This window comes from Thioclava sp. F42-5, assembly GCF_002213195.1.
GTDB classification, from domain to species: domain Bacteria; phylum Pseudomonadota; class Alphaproteobacteria; order Rhodobacterales; family Rhodobacteraceae; genus Thioclava; species Thioclava nitratireducens.
In genome coordinates, this window is record NZ_NBNZ01000002.1 from 530,686 (window position 1) to 545,073 (window position 14,388).

The window sequence follows — 14,388 nt, forward strand, 5'->3', positions numbered from 1 at the left end:
CGGAGGCTGTCCCCCGCGACGCAACGCACGAGCTTTGGTCCTTCCGGGAGTATGCGTCACCTGCGGTCCAAGCGACAGCGCTCGGTGTCGAATTCTTCCTAGGTGATCTCGCCTCGGATGACCGAAAATGCCCGGAACGATGAGCCACACCGCGGGCTTGCTTGAGTGGCTTCGATTTCCTGATCCCCGACGAGCTTGGCTACCTGCCATTCGCTCCGACCGGCGAAGCGCTTTTATTTCACCGCATCAGCCAGCTCTACGAGTGAACGTAGATCATCGTGACGACGAACCTAAACTTCGGCCGAGATTGTCGCTCCTATCCCGCGCAAATTGCGAACAGGCCGGCACGGGAGGAAATGCCCAGCTTGCCATAGGCGCGCTTGCGGTAGGTGATCACGCTGGAGGGGGCGATGCCGAGCTCTGCCGCGATGGCCTCTGATTTGCGGCCAGAGAGGATGCCGAGGCAGACGGCGCGCTCGCGGTCGCTGAGCACCGTGAGCGGGGCCGGGACACCGGTGTCGAGGGCGCGCTCGAAATGTAGCAGGGCGAGCCGCGCGGCCAGGCGGGCGAGGTCCGGATCGCAGACGTCGCCCTCCGCCGTGACCGCATAGAAGCTGACGAAGAGGCGCAATCTCTCGCCTACGGCGAGCACCGTCGTTTTCGCCTTGAGGCCCGGTGCGTCGAAGAACCGCTCGCGGTAGCCGTCGTCCATCTCCGAGGCCACGCCCTCCAGACGGTGCAGCTGAACGCTCCCCGAAGCCGCTGTTTCCAGGGCGGGAAGCAGGGGATCGCGTCGGAACCCGCCCGCGATATAGGCCGCCGCCAGTTCTCCGGCGAGCGCCGCATTGGCGAAGTGACGCGACAGCAGGCAGCGTGCCGCCCCTGTCTCGATCGCGAAGATCATCAGCTGATCGACACCCAGCGTCTCGACGAAATCCGCGAAAACCGGCGCGAAAGCGTCGGCGCCGAGCGTCTCGAGGCAGGCATCGATCATGCGGGCGGTGGAGGACATGGGCCTTCATAGCATGTCCCCCGACAAAGGGGACAGACAGCGTGCGTCGCGATTGACTATCACCGGGCCAAAGGGAGGACTGAATCATGAGACCAGACGGGCGCGGCGAGACGGAGTCGCTCTATTTCGACTACCCGCATTTCGAACCGCCGAGCGATCGCGCTGGCCTCACGCACCGGGCACGGGTCGCCATCGTCGGCGCGGGGCCGGTGGGGATGACGGCGGCGCTCGCCCTGGCAAAGGAGGGCATCGCCTCTGTGCTCTTCGACGCGAAGGCCAGCTTCAACGACGGCAGCCGTGCGATCTGCGTGGCACGGCAGAGTTTCTACATTCTCGACCGGATCGGTGCGGTTGCGCCGTTTCTCGAAAAGGCGCTCGGATGGACCACGGGGCGCAGCTTCTACCGTGGGCGGCAAATCCTCGAATTCGACATGCCCGACAGCCCGCGCGAGAAATATCGCCCGATGTACAATATCCAGCAGCAGTTCATCGAGCAGTATCTATCGGAGGCGATCGAGCGGGAGCCGCTGATCGAGGCACGCTGGCAAAGTGAAGTGACAGGGATCGAGGATACCTCGGACGGTGTCACCCTCACCGTGCGCGACCCTAAGGGGGGGTACGACATGGCCGCCGACTGGGTTCTCGCCGCCGATGGGGCGCGCAGCCCGACCCGCAAGATGCGCGGGCTGCGCCTGAAAGGAGAGAATTACGAGGGCCGCTATGTGATCGCCGACGTCCAGATGAACCATGACTATCCGACCATCCGGCGGGCGCTGTTCGACCCGGATTGTCGACGCGGCGGCACCGTGCTGGTCCACAAGCAACCCGACAATATCTGGCGTATCGACTATCAACTGCGGGACGACGAAAGCACCGAGGCCGCCATGGCCGAGGGTGAGGTACGGCGCTCCGTCGCCGCCGTGCTCGCCGATCTCGGCCATGACGGCGCGTGGGAGCTGGAATGGTGGAGCGTCTATTCCGCCAACACGCTGGCCCTGGACGACTACCGCGACGGCCGGGTGTTCTTCATCGGGGACAGCGCGCATATCGTGCCGATCTTCGGCGTGCGCGGGCTCAATAACGGGCTGGCGGATGCGCAGAACATCGCCTGGAAGCTGGCGCGGGTGATCGCTGGGCGCGCGCCCGAGGGCCTGCTCGACAGCTACACGCCCGAACGGCGCGGGGCGACGCTGGATGTCTTCGCCAATGCGTCGAAATCGGCCCGTTTCATGACGCCGCCCACCGAGGGTTGGCGGCTGATGCGCAACGCGGCGCTCAGCCTCGCGCTGACGCATCCCTTTGCCGGCGAGCTGGCAAATCCGCGGCAGATGACGCCCTACACCTATGCCGACAGTCCGATCGTGCTGCCCGACGAGAGCGGTTTCGAGGGTGGTCCCGTGCCCGGTGCGGCTTTGCCGGAAGCGCGGGTGGGTGACGGGTTCCTGTCCGACATTCTGGGCCCGGGGTTCAACCTGTTGACCTTCAATCCGGAGCTCGAGGGTCTGGCGAAGGACGATCTTACCATCGTGGTCCTTCAGGCAAAGACCGAGGCGGAAAGCGCGCTTGGCACCGGTCCGGGCGTGACTTATCTCGTCCGCCCCGACGGCCACGTCGCTGCGCGCTGGCGCGAGGCCTCGCCGGAGGCCGTTCGCGCGGCGCTGCACCGGTCCATCGGAGGAGATGAGCCATGACACCCGAACAGCTTGAAACCATCTACGAGGCGCTCGCGACACAGCTGGACGCGATACCCCAACCGCAGCGCGAGCTGTTCCTGGCGAAGCTGGTACTGTTGCAGGCGCACGAGGCAGCCGATCCCGACACGACGCTGCGCCAAATCGCGGAAGCAGCAAGGGATCTCGACGACTGAGGCGGGCCTATGCGGCGAGGATGGTTCGACCTACGCCTTGCGGAGGCCGAGGAGGTCGCGCCGTCGCTCTCCGAATGGGCCGGTTGCTGCCGGGCCGATGTCGCTTAGCCCTTGATCACCCCGTCCTCGCGCCATGCATCGAAGATCGCGAGCGCGGTTGCGGCGAACTCGGGGTCGTTGATATGCGCGTCCACCTCGTGCAGCGCGACGGTGTCGGGCGCACAGGCGCGGATTTCCTCGAAGAAGCCCGCAAGCCCCTCGGAGTCGTGCAGATCATGACCGGGACGGTCCAGCTCGTGCACCCCGCCCAAGGGCAGCAGCAGCGCGGTCGGTCCCTTTGCCCCAGCCAATTTCTCGCAATGCGCACGCGCCACGGCCCTGCGCTCCGCATGATCGAGCACGACCGAGGTCAGCAGCCGGTTATGCGCATGGCTCGGATGTTCGGCCCATTTGTCGGGCAGGGGCTGCCAGCCGATCATGTCGACGAGGTCGTGACAGGCAGGGGCGACGATCTGCGGCGTGCCCGATGCGCCTGCGTTGGTCATCCGGTCGCCGCCTGCGCTGATCGCGGAGCCATGCAGATGGTTGCCGATTTCCTGCGTCGCGAAATCGAAGACGCAGGCGAAGGCGCCCTGTGCCGCGAGGCTCTCGAAGGCACGCCCGCCCATGCCGGTGGCGTGGAACACCGCGACCTCGTAGCCGCGCGCTTCCAGCTCGGGTTTCAGAGTCACCATGTATTTCAGGAAGGATTTCCCGAAGGATGTCATCCCGATCAGCGGTTTCGACCGGTCGGGCCGTTCCACGGCGCGGGCCGCGCCCAGAACCGCGCCCGCCGCCTGGCTGAGCGAGGCTTTGCAGATCGAGTTCAGCCCGTAAAGCCCGCCCGCCCAGAGGATCATCTGCACATCCGCCGCGATCCGTTCGGGCGGCAGCAGCGGCGAAAAGGAGACCGTCGAGACGATGTATTTCGGCACCCCGATCGGCAGCGCCGCACATAGGTCGAGCGCCAGATCGGTGCCCATCGTTCCGCCCAGCACAACCATTCCGTCGAAGACGCCATCGGCGTGGAGTTGAGCGACCAGCGTCGCGCCCCCGCGCGCCATGATCTGCATCGCCCGGTTTTCGTCGCCGCTCGCAATTGCGGCCTCGATAGAGGAGCCGCCCGCTTCGGCCACCTGATGCTTGCTGTATTCGACCGGGGTCGAGGGGTCGCCCAGCACCGAGACATCCATGCGCAGGACACGCCCGCCCTGTGCCTCGATCACCTCGCGAAGATAGGTCAGTTCATCGTCCTTGGTGTCGTAAGTGCCGACAACGAGAATGGTACGATCGGTCATAGGCGCCCCCTCACAGTTTGATCCAAGCGGTTTTCAGATCGAGATATTTGTCGAACGCATGCAGAGACTTGTCATGCCCGTTGCCCGATTGCTTGACGCCGCCCAAGGGCACTGTCAGGTCGGATCCGCCATAGGTGTTCACATGCACGAGCCCCGCATGGATGCCCCGGATCATCCGGTGCGCGCGGCTCAGATCTGCGGTCCAGACGGCCGCGGCGAGCCCGTAATCGGTGCCGTTGGCGATTTGCAGGGCCTCTTCCTCGGTATCGAAGGGGATAACCGCCAGAACCGGGCCGAAGACTTCGCGCTGCGCGATCGGATCTTCGGGGGCGACCCCGGTGACTATCGTGGGCTCCATGAAGAAGCCGCCGGTTTCCTCGCGGATGCGCTTGCCGCCGAAGACCTGACGCCCCGCGGCCTCGGCCTCGCTGACGAAGCGCAGGTTCTGCTCCAGCTGACGGGCGGAGTTCACCGCCCCGGCCTGCGTCGCGGGATCAAGCGGGTCGCCCACCTGCATCGTCTTGGTAAAGGCGCGCAGCTTCTCGACGAACGCGTCATGGATCGACCGCTCGACCAGCAGTCGCGATCCGGCGATGCAGACTTGCCCCGAATTGCGGAAGATGCCGTTGGCGGCGACCTTCACGGCCGTGTCCAGATCGGGCGCGTCGGCAAAGACGATATTGGGGGACTTGCCGCCCAACTCCAGATAGACGCGCTTGAGGTTCGACTTCGCGGCATTTTCCAGCAGACGCCGACCGACCGGGGCGGAGCCGGTGAAAACCATCACGTCGATCTCCATCGACAGCGTCATCGCTTCGCCGACCACCGCGCCTTCGCCCAGTACGACGTTGAAGACGCCCGGGGGTATCCCGGCCTCGAGCGCCAGATCGGCGACCCGGCGCAGCGTGAGCGACGCGGTCTCGGCCGGTTTCAGCACGACCGTATTGCCCGCCGCCAGCGCCGGTCCCAGTTTCCATGCGCCAATCATCAGCGGGAAATTCCACGGCACGATCGCGCCGACCACGCCGACGGGTTCGCGATGCACCAGCCCTAGCGCGTCGGGCGCGGTGGGGGCGATCTCGCCATAGATCTTGTCGATCGTCTCGGCATAGTAGCGGATCGTCGCGGCAGCCGAGAACGGTTCGGCCTTCAGCGCCATGCCGATCTCGGTGCCATTGTCGCGCACACCCAGAACGGCGAGTTCGAGCGCGTTCGCCTCGATCAGGGCGGCCCATTTCAACATCACCGCCTTGCGCGCGCCCGGGGCGAGCCCCGACCAGCGCCCGTCGTCGAAAGCCGCCCGCGCACTGGCAATTGCCGCTTCGGCATCGGCAGCCGTGCCGCGCGCCAGCGTGGTGAGTTCCTTCCCGTTGAGCGGGGAGATCACCGGCAGGGTGCCACCGTCGGAGGCGGGCTGCGCCGCGCCCTCGATCAGATGCAGAGCAGGGGGAACGTCGGCGCTGCGCAGCGCGGCGATCTTGTCGGTATCGAGCATTGCTTACCTCGTGAAACTGTCGTGCATGTCGTGGTCGTGCGCGCCCTCTGGCTCGCGGTTCTGGCGCTCGCGGTAGAGGCTCGCGAAATGGGCGATCAGAAGCCCGCAGATCGCCAGACCAAGGATCGCCGCGATCGGGCGGTCGAAGAAGTCGATCGGCACGTGCACCCGGGCCATCGACGACCGCAGCTTGGTCTCCATGATGCCGCCCAGAACCATGCCCAGAACTATCGGCACGATCGGCAGGTTTTGCCGTTTCAGGATCAGGCCGAGGACGCCAAACGCCGCAGCAATCGCGCAGTCCACGATCGAATTGCGCAACGAATAGACGCCCACGAAGCTGAGTACGAGGATCATCATGCCGAGGAAACGCGTCGGGATCTGGATGATCTTGAGCAGCCAGTTCGACGAGACGAGCATGAACAACACCACGATGATGTTGAGCAGGATCATCGCGATATAGAGCGCGTAGACGAAATCGAGCTTGTTCTGGAACAGCTGCGGGCCGGGGATCACGTTATGGACGTAGAAGACCGACAGCATCATCGCGGTCAGGGCCTCACCGGGAATGCCAAGCGCCAGAAGCGGGATCATTGCCGCGGCAGGCACTGCGTTATTTGCGGCCTCCGAGGCGATCAGGCCTTCAGGGCTGCCCTTGCCGAATTCCTCGGGCGTCTTCGAGGTCTTCTGCGCGTAGGTGTAAGATAGAAACTGCGCGGTAAACTCGCCGACGCCGGGGATCATCCCCATCATCACGCCGCAACTCGCGGCAAACCCCGCCACCCGCTTGTGGCGCAGCACACCCATCATCGCGCGTCCCATCGAGCCTTCGATGCGTTGCGCATGCGGTGCGGATTCCGGCTCAATCAGCAGCAGGAACGCCTGGCTCAGCGCGAACAGTCCGAGGACCACCACGATCAGGTCGAAGCCCGAGTTGAGGAAGTCGAAACCAAAGGTGAAGCGCATCGTGTATTTGACGGGCTCCAGACCTACGGTCTGCAGAAATATCCCGAAGGCCGCCAGCATGCCGGCCGCGAAAGTCTGGCCGCGATGGGCGAGGATCACCAGGACGATGCCCAGCAGCGCGGCCAGGAAAATCTCGCGCGAGCCGAACATCGGCGCGATCTTCGCCAGCACCGGCGAGAGCAGGATCAGAGCGATGATCGAGGCGATGCCACCGAAGAACGAGGCACCATAGGCGAGGCCGAGCGCGCGCAGCGCTTCGCCCTTCTTCGTCATCGGGTGGCCGTCATAGGTGGTCAATGCGTTGACTGCCGTGCCGGGCGTGTTGATCAGGATCGCGGGAAGCGAGCCGCCGAACATCGACGAGCCGTAGATGCCCAGCAGCATGGTCAAGCCGACCAGCGGCGGCATTGCGAAGGTCGCGGGCAGCAGGATGGCGATCGCAACGGCAGGGCCGACACCGGGGATCGCACCGATGACCACCCCGCCGATTGAGCCGATCAAGAGAGCGACCATAACGTCGAGGCGCATCAGCATCTCTGCGCCGGAAAGCAGCATGTCCATGAGGGACGCTCCTTAGAAGTAGGTCATCAGAATTGCGCGGAAGGGCGCAGGCGCGGCCTCGTAGATCATTCCGGCAGGAATTTTTACTTGCAGGAAGCTTTTGAAAAGCACCACGACGACAACGGAAAACAGCACGGAGACCAGCATCCAGCGCCAGCCGCGATAGCCAAGGCGCAGCGTCATCATGCAACTGAACAGGATCGTGGCGAGCAGGTAGCCGATGAGCGGCACCAGCGCGACATAGACCATGAACCACACGGCATATTCGAGCGAGCGCAGCCATTGCGCGACTTCGCGCCAGCGCCCGGGAATGCGCTCCGAGACGAACGAGCCGAGCAGGTGAAACATGCTGAACACGACCATCGCGAAGATCGAGACCATCGGCCAGAATGCGGGCTGTGCGTAGGTCTTGGTGCGCTTGACCCATTCGGTCTGCCAGGGCAGGGCGATCAGCAATCCGATCGAGAGTGCGAAGAACAGCACGGCGAAGGCCATGTCTCCGGGACGGCGATAGCGTTTGAACAGATCTTCCAGGTTCTTGGTGCGGATCGCCCGGACCGAGCGGTCACCCGCGCGCGGTGGTTCCTTGCGCGCGGGACCCGAGGAGGACGGCTCATTCGCCATTGATGAGACCGTCGATCGTGCCGAGGGTTTCACTGTCATGCGCGATGCGCTGCTGCGCGGTCGCCGCATCCTGCCAGTAGACCAGCGCACCGGTCTGATCGGCCAGTTCCTTGGCCTTGTCCGAACTCATGACCTTTTCGGCGACGGCGGCGATCTTCTGGCGCACGTCTTCGGGGGTGCCTTTCTTGACGAAGAGGCCATCCCACAGCGCCAGGTCGAGATCCGGTTCCAGCTCGCCGACGGTCGGCGTGTCGGGCGTCAGCGGAATGCGCTTCTCTCCGATCGAGGCCATCACGTTCACATCGTCGAGGCAGGGCAGGATCAGTTGCAGCGTCGTGTTGATCACGTCCGCATCGCCCGAAGCCAGCGTGTTGCAGTCCAGCGCGTCGAACGCAGCCTCGGAGCCGAAATCGAATCCCTTCTTCTTTGCGAGCGCGAAGGTCACCTGCGTCGGGATCAGGAAGGAACCGAAATGCCCCAGGGCGACATCGTGGTCCTTGGCGTAGCTCGCGAGTTCATCGATCGTCGCGTAAGGCGCGTCCTTGGAGGCCGCGATGACGAACGGGTAGGTCAGGAAGATGCCCACCGGCTCGAACGGATCGGGGCTGAGCGCGGGGATGCCGACCGAAGGGCCGACCACCGGCACGTCAATCACGAAAGAACCGATAGTGTAGCCATCGGCGGGCGCCTGCGCGACTTCGGCCGCACCGGGGAAGGGGCCGCCGCCGCCGCCGGGCTTGTTCACCACGGCAGCGGGAACGCCATAGGTCTTCTGGAACTCGTCCGCGATCATCCGGGTCAGCACGTCTTCCAGATCGCCCGGCGGGAACGGAACGACGAATTCGACGGGTTTCTCTGGATACTCGGCCTGCGCGGGCAGGCCCGCGGCAAGCGGGAGGCCGAGGGCGAGCGCCCCTGCCAGCAGCTTGAAGGTCGACGTCATGAAGCTCTCCTGTTGAGTGGTTTATTATTTGAACCGTTGGTAGCAAATATTCTTGCATCGGGTTTTCTTTTCTGTCAACGTTTCAGTTGCAACGAACGGAAATTTTACGGGAGGCTGCCAAAGGGCTCGATGGGAACGATCAAAAAGGCATTGGAATTGCTGGATTATATTTCCACTCAGCGTCCCGAGATCGGACTCGGCGAGTATGTTCGCCTCACGCAGCGCGATAAGGCCACCGTGCACCGCCATCTCGTCGAACTGGCCGAATGCGGCTTTCTGGAACAGAACCCGGAGACGCGTCGCTATCGGCTGGGCCCCGCGATTCTGCGTCTCTATGGCGTGCGCGAAGCGAATATGCCGCTGCGGTCGGTATTGCGTCCTTTCATCGAAGAGATGGCGCAGGAGGTCGGCGAGCTGGTCCATGTCTCTCTGTTGCAAGGCCAGCAGCTGTCGCCGGTCGTGCATCACGATCCGCGCCTGCACGGGACGCAGGTCGCGTTCGACGAGTCGCAGCTTCTGCCCCTGCACGCGACAGCCTCTGGTTTGGTGATGCTCTGCTTCGGCGGAGACGATCTACGGGCGCGGGTTCTGGATGCGCCGCTCGAGAGCTTCACCGCCCAGACCGTCGTCGATCCCGATAGTCTGCGCGAAAAGCTGGCGGAATGCCGTGCCAATGGCAGCGTCTGGGTGGAGAAGGGCTTCGACGACGAGGTTTCCTCCCTCGCGGGGCCGATTTTCGGGCTCGGTGGCGCGGTGATCGGCGCGGTTTCGATCGCGGTCCCTTCGTCGCGCGCGGTGGGCGACAAACGCGCAGCCATGGTGGAGGCGCTGCGAAAATGGGTGCCCCGCCTGTCCGAACTCATGGGCGGTTCGCTTCCTGCGGATTATCAACAACGCGAGGTATCGCATGGCTGAGCGCGCGCTCGTGCTCGACTTCGGTGGCGTGATCTCACGCACGCTTTTCGAAACGCATGATCTGACCGAGGCCGCGTTGGGGCTCGCTTCGGGAAGCTTGAACTGGCGCGGTCCGTTCGAGCCTCAGACCGACCCGCTCTGGCGCGCGATGCAGGCAGATGAAATCTCGGAGCGCGAGTATTGGCGCCAGCGCACGCAGGAGGTGGCGGCCCTGGTCGGATGCGACTGGAGCGAGATGTCCGATTTCGTGCGCGCGGCGCGCGGGGCGAGCCCTGCCGACGTGATCCGCCCGGAATTCCTCGCGGCGATCGACAAGGCCGAGGCTGCAGGGTGCCGCCTCGCTATCCTGTCCAACGAGCTCGACCTGTTCTACGGCGCCGACTTCCGCAAGAAGCTGCCCTTCCTGCGCCGCTTCGACGCCGTGATCGACGCGACTTACACCAAGATTCTGAAACCCGATCCGCGCGCCTATCAAGGTGTGCTCGACGCGCTCGGCCTTCCGGCCGAAGCCTGCGTTTTCGTCGATGACCAGCTGCGCAACATTCGCGGCGCCGAGGCTGTCGGCATGATCCCCGTTCACTTCGACGTGCAATCTCCCGCCCAGGGCTACGCCACCGCGCTGCGCCTGTTGGGCCTATGATGAGGACCGACATGAAAGACGAGAATTTCCTGAAAGAGCGTAACGCCCGTTCGATCTGGCACCCGATGGCGCACCCTGCGGATAGCCAGAAGAACCTGCCCGAGATCATCGTCGCCGGCGACGGTGTGACGATCACCGATGTCGATGGCCACAAGACGGTCGACGGCGTGGGCGGGCTGTGGAACGTCAATCTAGGGTTCTCGTGCCAGCCGGTGAAGGACGCCATTGCCGCGCAGCTCGACCGTCTGCCCTATTACTCGATCTTTCGCGGCACCACGAATGACGCGGTGATCGAACTGGGGGAGATGCTCGCCGAATTCTTCGCCCCCGACGGGCTGGAGCGCGCCTTCTACACTTCGGGCGGTTCGGATTCGGTCGAGATCGCGCTGCGTCTGGCGCGGCAATATCACAAGGTGCGCGGCGAGGCGGGGCGGGTGAAATACCTCTCGCTCAAGAAGGGCTATCACGGCACCCATACGTTGGGCGCGAGCGTCAACGGCAATGCCAATTTCCGAACCCAGTACGAACCGCTGATGCCGGGCTGCTACCACATCCCCGCGCCCTATACTTATCGCAACCCCTTCAACGAGACCGATCCCGAGAAGCTGGCCCAGCTTTGCCTCGCCGCGCTGGAAGACGAGATCAAGTTCCAGGGCGCGGAGACGATCGCCGCGATGATCATGGAGCCGATCCTGGGCGCAGGCGGTGTGATCGTTCCCCACGAAAGCTTCATGCCCGGCGTGCGCGCGATCTGTGACAAATACGGCATTCTACTGATCGCCGACGAGGTCATCACCGCCTTTGGTCGCACTGGCGCATGGTCGGGTTCGCGGCTCTGGGGCGTTCAGCCGGACATGATGACCACCGCCAAGGCGATCACCAACGGCTATTTCCCCTTCGGCGCCGTGATGATCTCGGGCCGCGTCGCGGAAGTCTTCGAAACCGACACCAGCGGCAAGGCGGCGATCGGGTCGGGCTACACCTATTCGGGCCATCCGGTCGGCGCGGCGGCGGCTATCGCCTGCCTGAAGGAAACGCAGGCGCTCAACGTCAAGGACAACGCGGCAGCCCGTGGAACGCAGCTTCACGAAGGGCTCTTGGCGCTTCAGGAGAAACACGACATCGTGGGCGATGTGCGGGGTGGGCGTGGCTTGATGTGCGCGCTGGAGCTGGTTTCGGACCGCGCGACCAAGGCGCCGATCGACAAGGCCAGCATCGCCAAGGTCCACCGCGGTGCCTACGAAACGGGCGCAATGGTTCGGGTGTCGGGCAACAACGTGATCCTGTCGCCCTCGTTGATCGTGACCGAAGGCAATATTGCGACGATCCTCAACGCCCTCGATGCGGGTCTCGCGGCGGTCTGATCGCAGAACGCCCGGTCGGCTGCTTTGGGCCGGGCGATTTCAATTCATCGCATTCACCGCTTGACGCGGGGTTTCCTCGGGATGCGCCGCGGCACTGGAGGGCGGGATCGCGAAGCGCGCGCCAATCCGGGCTGTTTCACGCGCGCTCGTCATGTTCCAGCGCGGCGACGAAAGCTTCAAGCTCATCGAGAAGCCGGGTGATCCGCTCTGCGCCGATTTCGGCCTCGAGCTTGGCATAGATCTCGGCGCTTTGCGGCGAGACGTCACGAAGGAAGGCGGTGCCGGCCTCGCTCAGGCCGACGCGGGCCCGTCTTCGGTCTTCGCCGTCGCGGCGGATTTCGATCAATCCACGAGTCTCGAGCGCGCGCAGCATCCGGGTCAGCGAAGGGGCCAGCACGCAGGCACGTTCGGCCAGCATCGTGGCGTCGAGCGGTCCGCTCTCGCGCAGCACCCGCAACACGCGCCATTGCTGCTCGGTCACGTCATGCGCGTTGAGCATCGGGCGGAACCGCTCCATCACCAATTCCCGCGCCCGCAGCAGGGCGATCGGCAAGGAGCGACGCGGGGCGTTCAACTCGAACCCGTCGGGCCGCTGTCGGGGGGCGCTGTCTTGGGGCATCGAAACCTCGTTCCTGTCAGGTGGCGCGCAAAATCGGTGGGTTTGGAGCAGTTGACAAGTCTGGATAAGCTTAACATGTTAATGAAAAGCACGGGAGGAGAATCGTGCCGCATCTCAAGATCGAATATTCCGCAGGGCTGGCGGAGCGCGTCGATATGTCGGCGGTCTGCCATGCGCTGCATGCCGCGATGGTCGAATATGGTCTGTTCCCGGTGGCCGGAATCCGAGTGCGCGCCTTCCGCGCCGATCATGCGGTCGTGGCCGACGGATTGCCGGAGAATGACTTCGCCGCGCTGACGCTTTCGGTGGGGGCAGGGCGGGACACGGCGACCTTGCGCGCGGGGGGCGATGCGATTTTTGCCGCCGCCCAGACCGCGCTTGCCGGTCCGCTGGCCACCGAACATTTCGCGCTCTCGCTCGAAATCCGGGTGATCAATCCGGAGCTGAGCTGGAAGCAGACACCGATCCACGCCCGCCTGTCGGGCCAAGCCAAGGGTAAGTGATGACCGATCTGACGGAAAACCTGCGCCGTGCCGAAGGCTATATCGCGCATTTCGCGCAAACCGGCGTGCGCAATCACATCGGAGGCGAAAGCGTCGAGGCCGCATCCGGTGCCACGTTCGACACGCTGTCGCCCGTCGATCTGAAGCCGCTGGCAAAGGTCGCGAAAGGCGGGGTCGAGGATATCGACCGCGCGGTCGCCGCTGCGAAAGAGGCGTTCAAGACCTGGAGCAAGATGCCCGGGACCGACCGCCGCAAGCTCCTGATCAAAGTCGCCGAGGCGATCGAGGCGAATGCCGAGCGCATCGCCTTTACCGAATGCCTCGACACCGGACAGGCGCTGCGCTTCATGTCGAAAGCGGCACTGCGTGGGGCGGCCAATTTCCGGTTCTTTGCGGACAAAGCACCGGCGGCCGAGGATGGTCAGGCTCTGCGCAACGCGACGCAGATGAACGTGACCTCGCGCCGCCCGATCGGCCCCGTGGGCGTCATCACCCCGTGGAACACGCCCTTCATGCTATCCACCTGGAAGATCGCCCCCGCGCTGGCAGCTGGCTGCACGGTGGTGCACAAGCCTGCCGAATTTTCGCCGATGACCGCCAAGCTGCTGGTCGAGATCGCCGAGGAGGCCGGGCTGCCGAGAGGGGTTCTGAACCTCGTTAACGGCTACGGCGAGGATGCGGGCAAGCGGCTGACCGAACATCCCGACATCAAGGCGATTGCGTTCGTGGGCGAAAGCCGCACCGGTTCGATGATCATGGCGCAGGGCGCGGCGACGCTGAAGCGCGTGCATTTCGAGCTCGGCGGGAAGAACCCCGTGATCGTGTTCGACGATGCTGACATCGACCGCGCCGTCGATGCTGCGAGCTTTATGATCTACTCTCTCAACGGCGAACGCTGCACCTCGTCCTCTCGGCTTCTGGTGCAGGAGAACATCTACGACGAGGTCTGCACGCGCGTCGCCAAGGTGGCGGCGAATATCAAGGTCGGCCATCCGCTCGACCCGGAAACCGTGGTCGGCCCGCTGATCCATCCCGAGCATGAGGCCAAGGTGCTGTCCTATTTCGAGACCGCGCGCAAGGAAGGCGCGACGATCGCGACCGGCGGCGAGAAAGTTGGAGATCGGGGCTGCTTCGTCGCGCCCACGCTGTTCACGCAAGCCCGCAACGACATGACCATCGCGCAGGAGGAAATCTTCGGCCCGGTGCTGACCGCGATCTCCTTCGCCGACGAGGATGAGGCGCTCGCCTTGGCCAATGACGTCGATTACGGGTTGGCCGCCTATCTGTGGACTGCCGATCTGGATCGCGCGATGCGGATGACCGACGCGCTGGAGGCGGGCATGATTTGGGTGAATTCAGAGAACGTGCGCCATCTGCCCAGCCCGTTCGGCGGCGTGAAGGCTAGCGGCATCGGGCGCGATGGCGGCGACTGGTCCTTCGATTTCTACATGGAGACGGTCAACGTTTCCTTCCCGCGTCAGGCACATCGCGTGCCGCGCCTCGGCTAACGACAGAGGGCGGTCGGAGGAGGCCGCCCCGATC

The 14,388-nt window shown here is 64.4% G+C and carries 14 protein-coding genes and 1 pseudogene; 8 read left to right on the plus strand and 7 right to left on the minus strand.

The genetic code is table 11. The features are described 5' to 3' along the window. Positions 1–173: 173 nt before the first annotated feature. Positions 174–263 (plus strand): annotated as a pseudogene (locus B6V74_RS18760) (ATPase); the annotation flags it as partial. A 53-nt stretch (positions 264–316) separates the two neighbouring features. Here the strand turns inward: B6V74_RS18760 and B6V74_RS07815 are convergent. Next, the gene (locus B6V74_RS07815; protein ID WP_088722450.1) at positions 317–1,012 is read right to left on the minus strand and encodes a helix-turn-helix transcriptional regulator; all 696 of its coding nucleotides are present in this window, start codon (positions 1,010–1,012) and stop codon (positions 317–319) included. An 86-nt stretch (positions 1,013–1,098) separates the two neighbouring features. Between B6V74_RS07815 and B6V74_RS07820 the strand changes: the two genes are divergently transcribed. Together B6V74_RS07820 and B6V74_RS07825 are read left to right on the plus strand one after the other, a co-directional pair. Further along, on the plus strand, positions 1,099–2,703 hold the full coding sequence (locus tag B6V74_RS07820; RefSeq protein ID WP_088722451.1) for an FAD-dependent monooxygenase: 1,605 nt from the start codon (positions 1,099–1,101) through the stop codon (positions 2,701–2,703). Next, positions 2,700–2,879, plus strand: coding sequence for a DUF2783 domain-containing protein (locus tag B6V74_RS07825; RefSeq protein ID WP_088722452.1), 180 nt, complete (start codon positions 2,700–2,702; stop codon positions 2,877–2,879). Before B6V74_RS07820 ends, B6V74_RS07825 begins: the two co-directional genes overlap by 4 nt. 104 nt (positions 2,880–2,983) lie before the next feature. Here B6V74_RS07825 and B6V74_RS07830 read toward each other — a convergent pair whose 3' ends face one another. Genes B6V74_RS07830 through B6V74_RS07850 form a run of 5 tightly spaced genes read right to left on the minus strand, consistent with a single transcriptional unit; the run spans position 2,984 to position 8,805 of the window. Further along, entirely contained in the window at positions 2,984–4,216 is a 1,233-nt protein-coding gene (locus B6V74_RS07830) for a Tm-1-like ATP-binding domain-containing protein (RefSeq protein ID WP_088722453.1), read from the minus strand. 10 nt (positions 4,217–4,226) lie between these two features. Next, on the minus strand, positions 4,227–5,711 hold the full coding sequence (locus tag B6V74_RS07835; RefSeq protein WP_088722454.1) for an aldehyde dehydrogenase: 1,485 nt from the start codon (positions 5,709–5,711) through the stop codon (positions 4,227–4,229). 3 nt (positions 5,712–5,714) lie between these two features. Continuing rightward, positions 5,715–7,238, minus strand: coding sequence for a tripartite tricarboxylate transporter permease (locus B6V74_RS07840; protein WP_088722455.1), 1,524 nt, complete (start codon positions 7,236–7,238; stop codon positions 5,715–5,717). Positions 7,239–7,250: 12 nt separating this feature from the next. Continuing rightward, on the minus strand, positions 7,251–7,862 hold the full coding sequence (locus tag B6V74_RS07845) for a tripartite tricarboxylate transporter TctB family protein (protein ID WP_088722456.1): 612 nt from the start codon (positions 7,860–7,862) through the stop codon (positions 7,251–7,253). Next, positions 7,852–8,805: a tripartite tricarboxylate transporter substrate binding protein gene (locus tag B6V74_RS07850; protein WP_075774250.1), complete on the minus strand. Its 954-nt coding sequence runs from the start codon at positions 8,803–8,805 to the stop codon at positions 7,852–7,854. Before B6V74_RS07850 ends, B6V74_RS07845 begins: the two co-directional genes overlap by 11 nt. A gap of 12 nt (positions 8,806–8,817) precedes the next feature. On the opposite strand from B6V74_RS07850, the gene B6V74_RS07855 reads away from it, so the two are divergent. From B6V74_RS07855 to B6V74_RS07865, 3 genes are read left to right on the plus strand one after another with little or no spacing between them, the layout of a single operon-like run. After that, positions 8,818–9,720 (plus strand): IclR family transcriptional regulator, encoded by a 903-nt coding sequence (locus B6V74_RS07855; RefSeq protein WP_233242983.1) that lies wholly within the window; start codon positions 8,818–8,820, stop codon positions 9,718–9,720. Then, the gene (locus tag B6V74_RS07860; RefSeq protein ID WP_088722457.1) at positions 9,713–10,360 is read left to right on the plus strand and encodes an HAD-IA family hydrolase; all 648 of its coding nucleotides are present in this window, start codon (positions 9,713–9,715) and stop codon (positions 10,358–10,360) included. The genes B6V74_RS07855 and B6V74_RS07860 overlap by 8 nt, the downstream gene beginning before the upstream one ends. Before the next feature lie 11 nt (positions 10,361–10,371). Next, positions 10,372–11,724: an aminotransferase class III-fold pyridoxal phosphate-dependent enzyme gene (locus B6V74_RS07865; protein WP_088722458.1), complete on the plus strand. Its 1,353-nt coding sequence runs from the start codon at positions 10,372–10,374 to the stop codon at positions 11,722–11,724. Positions 11,725–11,860: 136 nt separating this feature from the next. On the opposite strand, the gene hpaR is transcribed toward B6V74_RS07865, so the two are convergent. Further along, positions 11,861–12,343 (minus strand): homoprotocatechuate degradation operon regulator HpaR, encoded by a 483-nt coding sequence (gene hpaR / locus B6V74_RS07870; protein WP_075774254.1) that lies wholly within the window; start codon positions 12,341–12,343, stop codon positions 11,861–11,863. 104 nt (positions 12,344–12,447) lie between these two features. Here hpaR and B6V74_RS07875 point away from each other — a divergent pair, with 104 nt between their 5' ends. Together B6V74_RS07875 and hpaE are read left to right on the plus strand one after the other, a co-directional pair. Then, the gene (locus B6V74_RS07875; protein ID WP_088722459.1) at positions 12,448–12,846 is read left to right on the plus strand and encodes a 5-carboxymethyl-2-hydroxymuconate Delta-isomerase; all 399 of its coding nucleotides are present in this window, start codon (positions 12,448–12,450) and stop codon (positions 12,844–12,846) included. Further along, positions 12,846–14,354 carry a 5-carboxymethyl-2-hydroxymuconate semialdehyde dehydrogenase gene (hpaE, locus tag B6V74_RS07880; protein ID WP_088722460.1) on the plus strand — a complete coding sequence of 503 codons (1,509 nt, stop codon included), beginning with the start codon at positions 12,846–12,848 and terminating at the stop codon, positions 14,352–14,354. The genes B6V74_RS07875 and hpaE overlap by 1 nt, the downstream gene beginning before the upstream one ends. Positions 14,355–14,388 lie beyond the last annotated feature (34 nt).

Coding starts and splice junctions, on each gene's coding strand:
- B6V74_RS07820 (WP_088722451.1), top strand. CDS start 1,099: ATGAGACCAGACGGGCGCGGCGAGACGGAGTCGCTCTATTTCGACTAC.
- B6V74_RS07835 (WP_088722454.1), bottom strand. CDS start 5,711: ATGCTCGATACCGACAAGATCGCCGCGCTGCGCAGCGCCGACGTTCCC.
- B6V74_RS07850 (WP_075774250.1), bottom strand. CDS start 8,805: ATGACGTCGACCTTCAAGCTGCTGGCAGGGGCGCTCGCCCTCGGCCTC.
- B6V74_RS07865 (WP_088722458.1), top strand. CDS start 10,372: ATGAAAGACGAGAATTTCCTGAAAGAGCGTAACGCCCGTTCGATCTGG.
- hpaE (WP_088722460.1), top strand. CDS start 12,846: ATGACCGATCTGACGGAAAACCTGCGCCGTGCCGAAGGCTATATCGCG.
- B6V74_RS07845 (WP_088722456.1), bottom strand. CDS start 7,862: ATGGCGAATGAGCCGTCCTCCTCGGGTCCCGCGCGCAAGGAACCACCG.
- B6V74_RS07815 (WP_088722450.1), bottom strand. CDS start 1,012: ATGTCCTCCACCGCCCGCATGATCGATGCCTGCCTCGAGACGCTCGGC.
- hpaR (WP_075774254.1), bottom strand. CDS start 12,343: ATGCCCCAAGACAGCGCCCCCCGACAGCGGCCCGACGGGTTCGAGTTG.
- B6V74_RS07825 (WP_088722452.1), top strand. CDS start 2,700: ATGACACCCGAACAGCTTGAAACCATCTACGAGGCGCTCGCGACACAG.
- B6V74_RS07830 (WP_088722453.1), bottom strand. CDS start 4,216: ATGACCGATCGTACCATTCTCGTTGTCGGCACTTACGACACCAAGGAC.
- B6V74_RS07860 (WP_088722457.1), top strand. CDS start 9,713: ATGGCTGAGCGCGCGCTCGTGCTCGACTTCGGTGGCGTGATCTCACGC.
- B6V74_RS07840 (WP_088722455.1), bottom strand. CDS start 7,238: ATGGACATGCTGCTTTCCGGCGCAGAGATGCTGATGCGCCTCGACGTT.